Annotated in this window: 11 protein-coding genes; 3 read left to right on the top strand and 8 right to left on the bottom strand. The window is 71.1% G+C overall.

The features are described from left to right. Window positions 1-28 precede the first annotated feature (28 nt). Window positions 29-1,039: a DUF2399 domain-containing protein gene (locus tag PV646_RS44125; protein WP_500349245.1), complete on the bottom strand. Its 1,011-nt coding sequence runs from the start codon at window positions 1,037-1,039 to the stop codon at window positions 29-31. A 278-nt stretch (window positions 1,040-1,317) separates the two neighbouring features. On the opposite strand from PV646_RS44125, the gene PV646_RS44120 reads away from it, so the two are divergent. Both PV646_RS44120 and PV646_RS44115 read left to right on the top strand, forming a co-directional pair. Further along, window positions 1,318-1,929, top strand: a complete 612-nt coding sequence (locus PV646_RS44120) for a TetR/AcrR family transcriptional regulator (RefSeq protein WP_500349091.1) — start codon at window positions 1,318-1,320, stop codon at window positions 1,927-1,929. Next, on the top strand, window positions 1,926-2,666 hold the full coding sequence (locus PV646_RS44115; RefSeq protein WP_500349090.1) for a maleylpyruvate isomerase family mycothiol-dependent enzyme: 741 nt from the start codon (window positions 1,926-1,928) through the stop codon (window positions 2,664-2,666). Before PV646_RS44120 ends, PV646_RS44115 begins: the two co-directional genes overlap by 4 nt. On the opposite strand, the gene PV646_RS44110 is transcribed toward PV646_RS44115, so the two are convergent. From PV646_RS44110 to PV646_RS44100, 3 genes are read right to left on the bottom strand one after another with little or no spacing between them, the layout of a single operon-like run. After that, complete coding sequence (locus PV646_RS44110; protein ID WP_500349088.1) at window positions 2,663-6,691, bottom strand: TIGR02680 family protein; 4,029 nt, start codon at window positions 6,689-6,691, stop codon at window positions 2,663-2,665. The genes PV646_RS44115 and PV646_RS44110 overlap by 4 nt on opposite strands. Next, complete coding sequence (locus PV646_RS44105; protein ID WP_500349086.1) at window positions 6,688-7,884, bottom strand: TIGR02678 family protein; 1,197 nt, start codon at window positions 7,882-7,884, stop codon at window positions 6,688-6,690. The genes PV646_RS44110 and PV646_RS44105 overlap by 4 nt, the downstream gene beginning before the upstream one ends. Next, window positions 7,881-9,353, bottom strand: a complete 1,473-nt coding sequence (locus PV646_RS44100) for a DUF2397 domain-containing protein (protein WP_500349084.1) — start codon at window positions 9,351-9,353, stop codon at window positions 7,881-7,883. The genes PV646_RS44105 and PV646_RS44100 overlap by 4 nt, the downstream gene beginning before the upstream one ends. A gap of 71 nt (window positions 9,354-9,424) precedes the next feature. Between PV646_RS44100 and PV646_RS44095 the strand changes: the two genes are divergently transcribed. Further along, complete coding sequence (locus PV646_RS44095) at window positions 9,425-10,357, top strand: cobalamin biosynthesis protein (RefSeq protein ID WP_500349083.1); 933 nt, start codon at window positions 9,425-9,427, stop codon at window positions 10,355-10,357. Here PV646_RS44095 and PV646_RS44090 read toward each other — a convergent pair. Genes PV646_RS44090 through PV646_RS44075 form a run of 4 tightly spaced genes read right to left on the bottom strand, consistent with a single transcriptional unit; the run spans window position 10,265 to window position 12,804 of the window. Then, the gene (locus PV646_RS44090) at window positions 10,265-11,083 is read right to left on the bottom strand and encodes an SURF1 family cytochrome oxidase biogenesis protein (protein ID WP_500349081.1); all 819 of its coding nucleotides are present in this window, start codon (window positions 11,081-11,083) and stop codon (window positions 10,265-10,267) included. The two genes, PV646_RS44095 and PV646_RS44090, sit on opposite strands and share 93 nt — an antisense overlap. A 4-nt stretch (window positions 11,084-11,087) precedes the next feature. Continuing rightward, complete coding sequence (locus tag PV646_RS44085) at window positions 11,088-11,636, bottom strand: DUF1349 domain-containing protein (RefSeq protein WP_500349079.1); 549 nt, start codon at window positions 11,634-11,636, stop codon at window positions 11,088-11,090. A gap of 5 nt (window positions 11,637-11,641) precedes the next feature. Further along, the gene (locus PV646_RS44080; RefSeq protein ID WP_500349077.1) at window positions 11,642-12,373 is read right to left on the bottom strand and encodes a fructosamine kinase family protein; all 732 of its coding nucleotides are present in this window, start codon (window positions 12,371-12,373) and stop codon (window positions 11,642-11,644) included. Next, on the bottom strand, window positions 12,352-12,804 hold the full coding sequence (locus PV646_RS44075) for a low molecular weight protein-tyrosine-phosphatase (RefSeq protein ID WP_500349075.1): 453 nt from the start codon (window positions 12,802-12,804) through the stop codon (window positions 12,352-12,354). Before PV646_RS44075 ends, PV646_RS44080 begins: the two co-directional genes overlap by 22 nt. Between the last annotated feature and the right edge of the window lie 67 nt (window positions 12,805-12,871).

The following is a 12,871-nucleotide window of genomic DNA, read 5'->3' as shown; positions in this document are numbered from 1 at the left end:
CGCAAGTCGTTCGGCCGCGTGGACGAGCTCAGAGCAGCGACGGCAGCGCGTGCTCCTCGGTGACCATCAGCCCCGTCGTGGCCATGGTGTCCGCCAGATCGGGGTCCCAACTCGCGGCCTCCGGGCGGCTGTTCAACGTCGGCAGCTCCACCCCGCGCGCGATCAACGTGGCCACGGCCTCGCGGTAGTCGGCCGCCGACATCCGCCACGCCGTGCCGCCGGTCCAGGCGAGGACCTCGTTCGTCGTGCGGATGCCGTCGGGCGTGAAGTCGTTGTGGCACCGGACCGTCCTGCCGTCGAGGTGGTGCCGGGCCTGGGGGGTCAACCCGTCCGGCAGCACCACCAACGGGCCGGGCACGCCGGATTCGAGCAGGCGCGGGGACCGGACGACGGTGATCTCCCGCGCCGCCAACGAGTCGTTGAGCGTCAGGTAGCCCTGCGAGGTGAGGACGGGGTCGCTGTACGCGTCAGGCAGGACCCCGGCGCGTTCCCAGTCGGTGCCGGCGAGCCGCAGCGCTTTCGCGACGACGCGGGTCAACGGCCTGCCGTCGTCCAGGTCGTTGCCCGCCAGGGCGAACCGCGTGGTCCACTGCCGCGGTTCGGTGCCGAGCCGGGCGAGGATCGCCGCGGCCTGGTTCGCGATCATCGGCAACGCGGGCTGCGGGATCTTGCCGTACCGGCGGACGTGCTCGATCCACTCGGCGGCCCACGGACGGGACAGCAACCCGTGCTCGCGCAACGCGAACTTCAGCACGGCGTCCGCGGTCGACGACTCCTGGGACGTCGACATGCCGAGTGGCTTGCCGTGCACCGATTCCAGCACCTCGGGCAACGAGCTGCCGTGCGCGCGGATGTGTTCGTCCAGGCGTGCCAGCGAGATCTGGCGCCGGGCGGGGTGGTCGATCGGCTTGCGCAGCAGCTCACCGAGGACGGTGGCGGTGCTCGCGTCCTCGACGCGGAAGCTGAACGCGGAGCGGCCGCCGCCTTCCGCCGTCTCGCGGGCGAGACGCCAGAACTCCCGCAGCTCGGGCTGGTCCATGTTCACGGCACCACCCTAGTTTCCTGATTCGGCGCGCCCGGACGACGGTGCTGTCCGTGGCGGGGGTCGAGCGGAGCCGCCCGTAGGCGAGGAAGAAGCAGATGGCCCTCTCGTACAGCCTCGACATCGCGACCACGCTGCCCGCGGACCAGGTCGCGCGTCGGCTGCCGGGGCAGCGTCCCCACCACCGCGGCACACCCACGTTCAGCTAGCCCGGCCGCGCCGAGAGCGCAACCAGACCTTGACAGGGAGAGTCCCGAAGCGGACTCTTCCTAACCATGAGCGTTCTGCCTAATCGTGATAGGCAAGCCGAACGGCGTGAGGCGACACGGCGGGAGATCGTCGACGCGGCGTGGGAGATCGCGCGGCGCGACGGGCTGGGTGCCGTGACGTTGCGCGAGGTCGCGGCCATGATCGGCATGCGATCGCCGTCGCTGTACTCGCACTTCGACTCGAAGAACGCGATCTACGACGCGATGTTCGGGCAGGGCTGGACGCTCTACCTCGCCGAGATGCGCGAGCGCGGGCTGCCCGAGGAGCCGCGCAGGGCGGTGCTGGCCATCGCCGAGCACTTCTTCGCGTTCTCGCTCGCCGACGTCGCCCGCTACCAGCTGCTCAACCAGCACGCCATCCCCGGCTTCACACCCTCCGAAGCCGCCTACGCCCCGTCGGTCGAGGTCATCGGCCTGCTGCACGACACGCTGCGCGGGCTCGGCGTCACCGAGACCGCCGACGCCGACCTCTTCCTGGCCCTGTGCGGCGGCCTGCTCGACCGGCAGTTCGCCAACGAACCCGGCGGGGACCGCTGGCTGCGTCAGCTGCCCCGCGTGATCGACATGTTCGCCGACGAAGTCGGCCTGCCCGGACCGTCCCTGAGGAGTTCACGATGACCGCCGCCCTTGCCGCCAGACCTCGTCCACCGGCACTCGACCGGGAGACCGCGATGAGGCTCGCGGCCACCGAGTACGACCGCGTCGCCGCCCTGCTCGGCGGTCTGGCGCCGCAGGACTGGGACGCGCCCACGGGCTGTCCCGGCTGGGACGTCCGCGCGATGGCGACGCACGTGCTCGGCATGGCCGAGATGTCGGCGTCGATGCTCGAGGGCATGCGCCAGGCCAAGGCCGCCCAGGCCCGCGGCGGCGTGTTCATCGACGACCTGACCGCGGTGCAGGTCGAGGAACGCGCAGGCCTGGCACCCGCGGCCATCATGGCTCGTTTCGCCGAGGTGCAACCTCGTGCTGTGAAAGGGCGTCGTCGCGTGCCGGGCTTTGTGCGCGCACGGAAGATGCCCGGCACTCAGCACGTCAACGGCCGTGACGAGGCTTGGACGCTCGGCTTCCTCAACGACGTGATCATGACCCGCGACCCGTGGATGCACCGCACCGACATCGCGCTGGCGACGGGCGCGCCCATGGAGCTGACGGCCGAGCACGACGGCGTGCTGGTCGACGACGTGGTGCGGGAGTGGTTCGAACGGCTCGGCAGCCCGGTCAGGTTGCGGCTGACCGGGCCTGCGGGCGGCAGTTGGGGCGAGAGCGGTCCGGAGCTGGAGTTCGACGCGGTCGAGTTCTGCCGCGCGCTCTGCGGCCGGGGGACCGCCCCGCTCGGCACCGAGGTGCCGTTCTAGGGATCGATCCGGTCCAGCGCCGCGCCGTCCCACGTGGTCTGCGTGCACGCGACGCCCCGGCCGTTCTTGGGGCGCAGCACGTCGAAGATGTGCATGCGCGGGATCTTGTCCGACACGCCCCAGCCGGACGGCCAGGTGATCACCCAGTCCATGTCGAGGTCGACCAGCAGCCCCAGCATGCGTGCGATGGTCGGGTCGTCGAGGCGTTCGAAGGCCTCGTCCAGCAGCACCAGGCGCAGCGGGTCGAACTCGTCGCTCACGGCGTCGTAGAAGCTCGCCGCCGCCGCGAACAGCGTCACGTACGAGATCAGCCGGGTCTCGCCGGACGACAGCTGCTTGAGCCGCCGTTCGCGCGGGTTGCCGTCCGGGCCCGTGTCCGCGACGGTCACCGTGAACTGGTGCCACGTCCGGTAGTCGAGCGCCCGGGACAGGATCTCGGCGTAACCACCGGAGTGCGTGTCCCGCTCGTTCTCGATCCGTTCGGTGAAGACGCGCCGCAACGTCGCGTCCTGCTCGGGCGTGCGTTCGCCGAACGGCAGCCGCACGAGCGCAAGCGCTTGCCGCGTCGAGTCGTCCAACGCGCTCGACGACTTCCACGACAGCTTGACGTGCACGCCCTGGCTCGACCGGGCCTGGCCGAGCACCTCGTTCATGCGCTTGGTCAGGTCCTCGGCGACGGTGATCTGACCGCGCAGCCACTCGGCCAGGTCGCGGATCAGGTAGTCGGCGAAGATGCCCTGGTACTGCTCGTCGAGGAACCCGCGCTGCTCGGCCAGCTTCGTCGTCACCTGGCGGGCGGCGACGGCGACGGGCTTCGCGCCCTCCTCGCCGGTCACGGTGACGGTGAGCAGGCCCGCGTGTTGTTCGGCGGCGATGTCGTGGCTGCCGGCCAGCGACGTCTGCAGCGCCTGCAGCTTCGCGATCACGGTCGCCTCGGTGCCGCCACGGCGGTCGGGGGTCTCCGCGATGGCCTGTCGGACCAGGGCTTCCTCGGGTGCTTCCGGGAACGCCGCCGCCAGCAGTCCGGGCGCGCGCACGGTCGCCTGGAAGTTCGCGGACGCCCGCGTGAGCCCTTCCTCGGACTCGGTGACCTGCGTGGAGTTGGTCTCCAGCAACGCTTCCAGCTTCGCCGCCTGCTCACGCGCGGTCGTGATGCCCTCGCGCACGCCCTTCAGGTCCTCGCGCATCTTCTTGCGCGACTTCTCCAGCGACGTGAGCTGCTCGCTGATCTCCTTGGCCTCACCGCCGACCGCGTCGGTCAGCTCCGCCAAAGTCCCTGCCTGGGCCGCGTAGTCGACGCACCGGGTGTCGGCGTCGGCCTCCGCGGTCTGCCGGTCGGCGACGGCCTCGTGGTAGCGGTGCGAGGCGTCGGTGAGGTCGGAGATCGTGCCCTGGCACCGCCTCTTCACCGCGTCACCGAGCAGGTCGGCGGTCCGCCTGGCCTCCGCCGCGGCCGACTGGGCCTGGCGCAGCGCCTCCGTGTCGGACGACAGGTCGGCGTCACCCGCCTGCCGGGTCAGCTCGCCGCGCGCCGCCTCGAGCCGGGAGCCGGCGTCCTCCAGGGCGTCCCGCAGCTCGAACGTCCGTTGCTGCGCCCGCACGGCCGACTCCTCGGCGGCCTGGACGCGGCTGTGCTTCGCGATCAGCTCGCCGTCGCCGGGGAACGCCGCGAGGTGCGCCTCCCAGGTGGCGACGTGCTCGTGGGCGCGGGCCAGCTCGTCCTCGGCGGTGCCGAGCTTGGCGCGCAGGTCGGCCAGTTCCTCTTCCAGGGCAACGATTCGTCGGCCGCGGGCGGCTTCCCGCGCGCCCGCGCCGATGAACTCGGCCTCGGGTTTGGTCCAGCGGCCGGTCAGCACGCCCGTGCGCCAGTCGCCGGTGGTGGTCATGTCGTCCAGCGACACGGCACGCAGCAGGTCGGAGACGAACGCTTCCGGCACCGGTGAGCCCTCGACGGCCGGCACCAGGTAGTCGGCCAGCGTCCTGCCTTCGGCCGCGGGCCTCGGCACGGCCAGGACGTCGCTCAGGTCGGCGTCGGCCGGGGTCACCCAGGCGTCCAGCAGACCGCTGGCCTGCAACGCGGCTTCGAGCCCCGCGCGTTCGTCGTCGGTCAGCGCCGGCACGAAGTCGACCAGGCGGTAGAAGGGCGCGCCGACGGCGACGTCGCGGTCCGCCGACGTGTACTGGCCCGGCACCGGCACGCGCTCGTTGCCCGACCGCAGGCCGACGAGCTCCTCGTCCAGCGTGTCGAGCCTCGTGCGCAGATCGGTGCGCTGCTGGGTGAACGCGTGCGCGGCGTCGCGTGCCGTCTGCACGAGCGGGCCTGCCCACTCGCGGGCGGTGGCGCCCAACGTCTTGGCAGCGGCCGGATCCGCGGTCCGCGGCAGCTTCAAGGCCTCCGCGGGGCGTTCGTCCAGCAGCGGGCCGCTCGACGTCCACACCTCGACCTGCTCCAGCCAGGTCTGCACGACCTCGGCCAGCTCCTGCATCTCCTGGTTGCGCATCGACGTCGACTCGGTCGCGCCGAGCTGGGCGTCGCGGGCCTTCTGCCGCAACGACTCCACCTCGCGCTGCTGCGCGTCCAGGGCGAGTGCCTGTTCGTGCAGGGCCAGCGCCAGCGCACCTCGTTGGCGCGCAAGGGAAGCGATGCCGGAGGCCTGGTCGACGACCGACGTCAGCGCGGTCAGCACGTCCTCGGTCGCGGCGGCGGGCGGCACGCGGCGTTCGATCGGCAGCGGCCCGGCCTCGGGGTCCGGCTTCGCGCGCACGGACGCCGTGGTCACGGTGGCCTCGGCGGCCGGGACCTGCGGGACCTCCGGCGCCAGGTCGGAGTCCATGCCCGCGAGGCGCAGGTTCTCGCGCAACGGTTCGCCCAGCGCGTCGGCCGCCTGGAGGTCCTCCGCGAGGCGCTTCAGCAGCCGCAGCACGTTGTCGACGGCCGCGTCCTCCTGCGCCCGCTGGCGATGGGCCGTCTCGAGAGCGGCGACGGCGGACGAACGCTTCTCCGCCACCAGGTTCTCGCGCGTCTTCAGGTCCTGCAGGTCGCGGAACGCCGGCAGTTCCTTCAGCGCCGCGATGGTCTCCTCGGCCTGCTGCTCACCGGTCTCCATGTCGACCAGGGCTTGCTCGGACGCCGCACGTTCCATCCGCGTGAGGTCGAGCTCCTGCGCGAGCTTCGACTGCTCGCGCCGCAGCTTCGCCACGGACTTCTCGGCGGACTCCAGCCGTTCGGACGCGCTTCGGAGACCGCCGAACGCGTAGTCGCTGTACGTCTTGAGGAACGTACCCAGCGCACTGTCCGCAGAGGACAGTCGCACGATGTTCTCGCGGATCGACTCCAGGTCGTCGAACGACGTCGCGAGCTGCTCGACCATCGCCTGGTCCAGCGGCGGCAGCGCGTCGCTCAGGATCTGTTCGAGCTGCCCCTCCAGCACCTTCAGGCCGACGTCGGGGTTGCGCAGCGTCCGCTGGAGGTGCAGCAGGTCGCCGTACCGGGCGGCGGGCACGCCGTAGACGGTCTCGGCGATCTTCGCGCGGAACGCCGGCTCCTCGAACATGCAGTCCGCGCCGATGAGGTCCCGCAGCTGCGCCGGGCCGTGCGGAACGCGCTCGGCGCCGGCGAGCTGCAGTTCCGTGCCGACGCGCAGCGGCGTGACGAACCGCCACGAGTCCGTGATGGCCTGCGAGGTCTTGGACGCCTTCACGCCCAGACCGCACGTCAGGTACTCGTTGCCCGAGTGGTCGGCGGCCTCGCGGATCAGCTCGACCCACGTGTAGCCGATGCGGTTCGGGCCGCCGTCGTAGTCGTCCAGCATGAGGCGCCGCAGGCTGACCGTGTCGAAACCCTTGGAGCCGACCTGGCGCAGGTCGCCGTCGAGGCACAGCGGGAGCAGCAGCTCCAGCGTGCGGGACTTGCCGGAACCGTTGGTGCCCTGGAAGATCGCGCGGCCACCGGAGAAGTCGAACGTCTGCTCGGTGTACTGCCAGATGTTGACCACGCCGCCGCGGTGCAGCCGCCACCTGCTCATGAAACGTTCTCCTCGTCGAACAGGGACCAGCTCGGTACTTCTTGCACCACAACGGGTTCGGATGGTTGTTCTCGTTCCGGATCACCGTCGGGGGACGGCAGCCAGCGGTGCGCGGCCGCGCTGACCGACCACGACCCGTCCTCGGCGCGCGCGGCCAGTCCCATGCGGCGCAACAGTTCCGTCACCTCGGCGACCAGCCGGTCGAGGTCGTCGGTGAACTGCTTCGACCACGCCGCGGGGTAGTCCTCGACCAGCCCGGCGCAGACCTCGCGCAGGCGTTCCGCGGTGACGACGTACCGCGCCGGCGCGTCCTCGTCCTCGCTGTCGAGCAGGTCCGGCAGGGCCAGCAGCGTGATGCGCGCGACCGTCGAGACGCCGGGGAACGACAGGTCGGTCAGGAAGTCCTCGGGGTCGGCGGCGAGCACACCCTCGACCCGGCACTCGGTGTGCAGGCCGAAAGCCTGCTCCAGCAGCGCCGTCTCCTTGCGCTGGTTGCGGCGCAGCCACTCCGCCTGCTCGTTCGGCAGGTCCGCGTAGAGCACCAGCGGGGTCTCGACGAGCCGGCGTCGCACCGCGTGCTCGATGCCGCGCGGACCGGGGCGCGCGGCCAGTTCGACGAGGTGCGCCGGGTCCTGGGCCTCGCCGACCGGGCCCGTCACGAGCTGGCCCAGCAGGTCGGTGTCGATCGTGATCAGCGCTTCCTGCGGCAGCACGTCCTGCGCGACCGAACCTTCGGTCTCGTGCAGCACGCCGAGGGAGACGAGTTGGCGCAGTGCCGCGGTGAGCGCACGCCGTTCGGAGATGTCGTCCGGTGCGTCGATGCCCGCCTCGACCGCGGCGGAACGGATGTCGGCCACGAGCCGGGACAGCAGGGTCTGGCGGCCGATGCCGGTGAGGACCGCGAGCGTGAGAGCCAGGTACGCGTAGCCGCGCGGGGACATGCTGAGCAGGCCGCGCGTGTCGTCGTTGCCGGGACCCGACTTGTAGAGGCGCGCGAACCGGCGTTCCACGACGAGCCGGTAGCCGAGCAGGCCCGCGAACAGGTCCTGCAGCGTCGCGCGGTGCCGGTAGACGAGGCTGAGCAGCTCACCGTCCGGGCCGTCGGAACGCAGCAAAGGCCTGCGCAGCAACGTTCGCGCGCACCGCACCACGTTGGCGGCGTCGATGTCGGAGAGGTTGTCCAAGTGGTTCATCGCTTCAGTGCCACCGTCGCGTCGTGCAGGGTGAGCGTCCCGGCGGCCGACCTGATCTGGGTCGTCGTGCCGTGGGCGATCTCGAGTTTGAGGCCGCGCACGGGGTCGCTGGCCGATCCGCTGTCGTTGGGGGAGTCGCGCTGGGCCATCGCGAGCGTCAGCAGCTCGCAGAAGACCTCCAACGCGCCGTGCGTGAGCGTGGTGTTCTCCAGGTTTCCGGCGGCCTTGGTGAGCTCGGCGACGTGCCGTGCGCGGATCTCGTCCGCCTCCCGCGCCTCCGCGAGCAGCGACTGCTCGGTCATCGGGTCGTCGAGGATCCGGGACGGCCTGCCGCGGCCACCCCGGTCGCCTCTCGTGCGGACGCTCACGGTGACGTCGCAGACCGGGCCGTCGCGCCACGCCGTGCGCTCGTTGTCCGAGTCGTGTTCGGGTGCGGGGGAGAGGTGGCGGGCGCTGTAGAGACCGAACGCGGAGGCGTAGATCTCGTGCGCCTCCTCCCTGGTCGAGTCGTCGAACCAGCGTGCGAGCTTCAGCAGTTCGGCGCGGCGGCCCGGCAGCAGCCCACCCCCGGACGTCGCGCGCTTCACGCTGGCCAGCAGGCTGCCGATGGCACGGGCCGTGGCTTCGCGCAGCGCCGTGACCTGCGACGGACGGCCGGGGCGGTCGACGAACCAGTCCGTCAGCTCCTGCCAGTCCTCCGGTGTGCGGCCACGGGCACGTTCGACGTTCTGGCCGAGTTCGGTGCCGAGGAGGCGCAGGAGCTCGGTGCGGGCCTTCGTGAAGCCGGCCAGCGCCGTGGCGATCGGGGGCGTGAACTTCAGGACGTCCTCGACGACCCGCTGGATGTACTCGACCAGCAGGTTCCGGAAGCCCGCGATCTCCTCGGGTGCCAGGTGGTTCCGCGTCACGACCTGGCCGAGGTAGGCGTAGAAGTCGCGGACCGTCGCCGCGAGCTCGGCGTGCTGCAGGAACAGCGTGGTGACGCGTTCGGCCAGCAGCTCCTTCGTCTTGTCGCCCTCGTTGAGCAGGGCGACGCTGAGGGATCCGCCCAGCTCGTTGAGGCCGCGTTCGATGGCGGGGAGCAGCTCGCGGGAGACCTCGCGGGCGCCTTCGGGGACGCGCAGCAGCTCGTCGACGTCGCGCTGCACGCGGACGGCGAGCTTGGAGACCTGGTAGCGGACGCTGCCGTGCTGGAACTCGGCGATGCTGGCCGCGACGACCTCGCGCCGCCCCTGCACGAGGTTGCCCCACTCGACCAGCTGCTTGAGGCGGTTGATGACGTTCTCGATCCGGCTCTCGCCCTGCTCGACGCGCCCCTCGCGCTCCTGCCCGGCCAGTGCTCCGGCGACCTCGCCCGCGCTCAGGTCCGCGAGCAGCGTGGAGGTGAACAGCCGCATGATCGCCAGGTACGTGCGCTGATGATCGCGCGCGTCCAGATAGGCGTACAGCTTCAGCCGCTTGTGCTCCACGACCGGCCACCCTAATGCGCGCGCCCATCCGATGCGGCGCTACCGTGCCTTCGACGAGCTGGGGAGATGACATGGGCGCGGGGCGCGCGTTGGGGTTGTTGCTGGGCGTGGCCGCGGACGCGGTGTTCGGTGATCCACGCCGATTTCACCCGGTAGCGGCATTCGGGTCGTCCGCCGCGGCCCTCGAAAAGCGTCTGCACGCCAATTCCGAGGCCGCCGGTGTGGCGTACACGGCCGTGCTCGTCGGCGGGACCGTGGCCGCCGGCGTGGCCGTGGAGCGCCTCGCGCGCAAGCACTGGCTGACGCAGGCGCTGGCGACGGGCGTGGCGACCTGGGTGGTGCTCGGCGGCAACTCGCTGGCGACCGAGGGCACGTCGATGGGCCGCGAACTGGCCGACGGCGACCTCGAAGCGGCCAGGTCGAGGCTGCCCAGCCTGTGCGGCCGTGACGCCACCCGGCTGGACACGACGGGCCTGGCGCGGGCGACCGTGGAGTCCGTGGCCGAGAACACCTCGGACGCCGTCGTCGCCCCGTTGTTCTGGGGCGCCATCGCCGGTGTGCCCGGGTTGCTGGGGTACCGCGCCGCGAACACCCTGGACGCGATGGTCGGCCACAAGTCGCCGAGGTACCTGAAGTTCGGCTGGGCCTCGGCCCGCCTGGACGACCTGCTGAACCTGGCGCCGTCACGCCTGGCCGCGCTGCTCACCGTCGGCGGCGCCCCGGTGGTCGGCGGCTCGGCGTCGCAGGCGCTGGAGACCTGGCGCCGTGACGCGGCAGCACACCCGTCGCCCAACGCGGGCCAGGTGGAGGCGGCGTTCGCCGGCGCGTTGGAGATCCGCCTCGGCGGCCGCACCGTCTACTCGCACGGCGTGGAAGAGCGCCCGGTCCTCGGCCACGGCCGCAACCCGGACTCAGGTCACGTGACGCGAGCCGTGGAGCTGTCCCGAGTCGTCGGCTTCGGCGCGGGCTTCCTCAGCGCCGTCATCGCCCTCTTCCGCAAGTAGCTCGGCGATCGACTTCTTCTTGGTGCGGCCCTCGTAGAGCACGCCGCCCGGCCGTGCCTCGCGGATCGTGAAGTACAGCCAGCCACCGACCGCCATCACACCGAACGCGATCCACTGCAGCGCGTAGGAGAAGAACGGCCCGGACTCGAGCCGCGGCAACGGCAACGTCTGGAGCGCACCGGGCTGGTTCTCGATCAGCTGGTAGTAGCCGGGCTCGATGCCCGGGCCGACGGCGTTGTTGTTGATCGAGTAGATCTGCTTGCGGCCGTCCTGGTCGAACGCGGGCTGGTCGTTCGACTCGTTGGGCCTCGCGAGCCCGATGAGCGTGACCTCGGTGGTCGGCGGCGCCGCGAAGTCCGGCGGCTTGATGCCGTTGATCGGCCGCACGTACCCGCGGTCGATGAGGATCCGATGGCCCGTGGTGGTCTCGAACGGCGTGATGACCTCGAACGCCGCCTCACCCTGCACCGTGCGGAGCCGGGCCAGCGCTTCCAGTTCCGGCAGGTAGCGGCCCTTGATCTCGACCTTCTGCCACTCGTCGTGCTGCGCGCCGAACTGCGCGGGGTCGCTCTTCAGCGACTTGGTGATGGCGGTGTTCTGCTGCTGCCGCTCGTCGTTGCGGCCGAACTGCCACGGCGAGAGGAAGTAGACGCAGGACCCCGCGAACACCCAGACGGCCAGGGTCAGCGCCAGCCAGCCCGGCTTGAGGAGGAACTTGAACCGCACGACCTCACGGTAGTTGCGTGAGCTGGACCTCGTGGAACTGGGTCACGAACCCCTCGCCCTCCGGACTCGCGGCCATGATCCCGGCCGTGACCGCCACATCAGGCGGGAAGTACGCCTTGCGCAGCAGATTCGTCGGCTCCGACCCGTCGAGCCCGTACCGCACCCAGACCGCGTCACCCTTGCGTTCCGCACTCACCGTGAAGCGTTGGAACGGCTCCACGAGCGCCAGGTTCCAGTCCGAGAAACCCCGCGTCACGACCGTGCTGGCCTGCAGTTTCTCGTCGAACACCTCGACCCCGGCCTTGATCCAGTTCTCGCCGTCGGCCAGCAGCCCGACGCCCGCGTGGTCGTACTGCGCCGCGTACTCGCCGGAGAAGGTGGCGGTGACGGTGAAGTCGCCGGTGACGCTCAGGCCGTAGAGGTGGCCGTTGTCGCGGATCACGCCGTTGCCGGTCAGGCGCCAGAAGTCGCTGCCGGGGTCGGCGTGCACGGTCAGCGGGGTGGGCGACCACTCGCGCGGTTCGTTGAGCCAGGTCCAGCCGGTGACGTCCATGATCCTCATCCTCGCAAAGCGGCCCGTGCCGCGCTCAACGCTTGTGCGCGGTAGCCGCCGCCGAACAGCACGGCGTGCACGAGCAGCGGGAACAGTTGGTGCAACGGCACCCGTGCCTGCCAGCCGTCGGCCAGGGGCGCGACCTCCTGGTAGGCGCCGAGGACGTGGTCGAGGAACGGGCAGCCGAAGAGCTGGAGCATCGCGAGATCGCTCTCCCGATGGCCGCCGTGAGCTGCGGGGTCGATGAGCCACACCTGGCCGTCGGCGCCCCACAGCACGTTGCCGCTCCACAGGTCGCCGTGCAGCCGTGCGGGAGGTTCCGGCGGACCGGCCAACGACGCAATGTGCGCGCACACGTCACTGACGTCGACGCCGGCTTGCCGTGCGTACGGCTCGATTCGTTGTGATGCGAACCACGCCGACCACTCCGGCGCCGGCTCGTTGACCATCGCGGCCATGCCGATCGTGGCGTCACGCGGACCGCCCTCGGGCGGAGCGCCGAACGCCTCGGCGCCCGCGAGGTGCATCAGGGCGAGCCGGCGTCCGAAGGTCACGGCCGCCTGAAGATTCGGCTCGCCGCGCGGGATCTCGTCGATGACCAAGGTGCCTTCCGACGCGCTGCGCACGAACGGGATCGGCGGGCCGCCGTCGACGCGCAGCCACCGCAGACCGGCCGCTTCGGCAGCGGTGGCCTGCGGTGACTGGTGTTTGGTCCTCAGAGCTGCTCGCGCACCCACGCGATCAACCCCGGCATCGCCGCCTCCGTCATCACCAGCACCTCGGTGAACCCGGCGTCGTCGCCGTAGTAGGGATCCGGAACGTCCACGCCGTCGGCGTCCGGATCGAACGAACGGAGCAGTCGCACCCGATCGGGATCGGCCATCCGGCGCAACGCGCGGGCGTGACCGGAATCGAGGGCCACCAGCAGATCCGCGCCGAGGTGGTCGGAACCGACCTGCGCCGCCACGTGGTCGACGGGATATCCGTTGTCCGCCAACGTCTTCAACGCACGCGGATCCGCGGGGTCGCCGACGTGCCATCCGCCGGTTCCGGCACTGGACACCCGGACCTGGTGCGACAATCCTTCCCGGGACAGCCATTCTCGGAACACGAGCGCTGCCACGGGGGACCGGCAGATGTTGCCGGTGCAGACGAACGAGACGTGCATGTCACGCAGCCTATGTGGTGCCGCCGCACGGTAACGCTCAAGCACTGTCGCAAGATGTACGGACAAA

This window comes from Streptomyces sp. ID05-26A, from assembly GCF_033794685.1.
GTDB lineage: Bacteria > Actinomycetota > Actinomycetes > Mycobacteriales > Pseudonocardiaceae > Lentzea.
The sequence above is the reverse complement of the archived record's forward strand: the minus strand, read 5'-3'. Positions and strand labels throughout refer to the sequence as shown.

Excerpts from the sequence above, each read along its gene's own strand:
- PV646_RS44120 (WP_500349091.1), top strand. The coding sequence starts at position 1,318 with ATGAGCGTTCTGCCTAATCGTGATAGGCAAGCCGAACGGCGTGAGGCG.
- PV646_RS44095 (WP_500349083.1), top strand. The coding sequence starts at position 9,425 with ATGGGCGCGGGGCGCGCGTTGGGGTTGTTGCTGGGCGTGGCCGCGGAC.
- PV646_RS44110 (WP_500349088.1), bottom strand. The coding sequence starts at position 6,691 with ATGAGCAGGTGGCGGCTGCACCGCGGCGGCGTGGTCAACATCTGGCAG.
- PV646_RS44115 (WP_500349090.1), top strand. The coding sequence starts at position 1,926 with ATGACCGCCGCCCTTGCCGCCAGACCTCGTCCACCGGCACTCGACCGG.
- PV646_RS44125 (WP_500349245.1), bottom strand. The coding sequence starts at position 1,039 with ATGGACCAGCCCGAGCTGCGGGAGTTCTGGCGTCTCGCCCGCGAGACG.
- PV646_RS44085 (WP_500349079.1), bottom strand. The coding sequence starts at position 11,636 with ATGGACGTCACCGGCTGGACCTGGCTCAACGAACCGCGCGAGTGGTCG.
- PV646_RS44105 (WP_500349086.1), bottom strand. The coding sequence starts at position 7,884 with ATGAACCACTTGGACAACCTCTCCGACATCGACGCCGCCAACGTGGTG.
- PV646_RS44075 (WP_500349075.1), bottom strand. The coding sequence starts at position 12,804 with ATGCACGTCTCGTTCGTCTGCACCGGCAACATCTGCCGGTCCCCCGTG.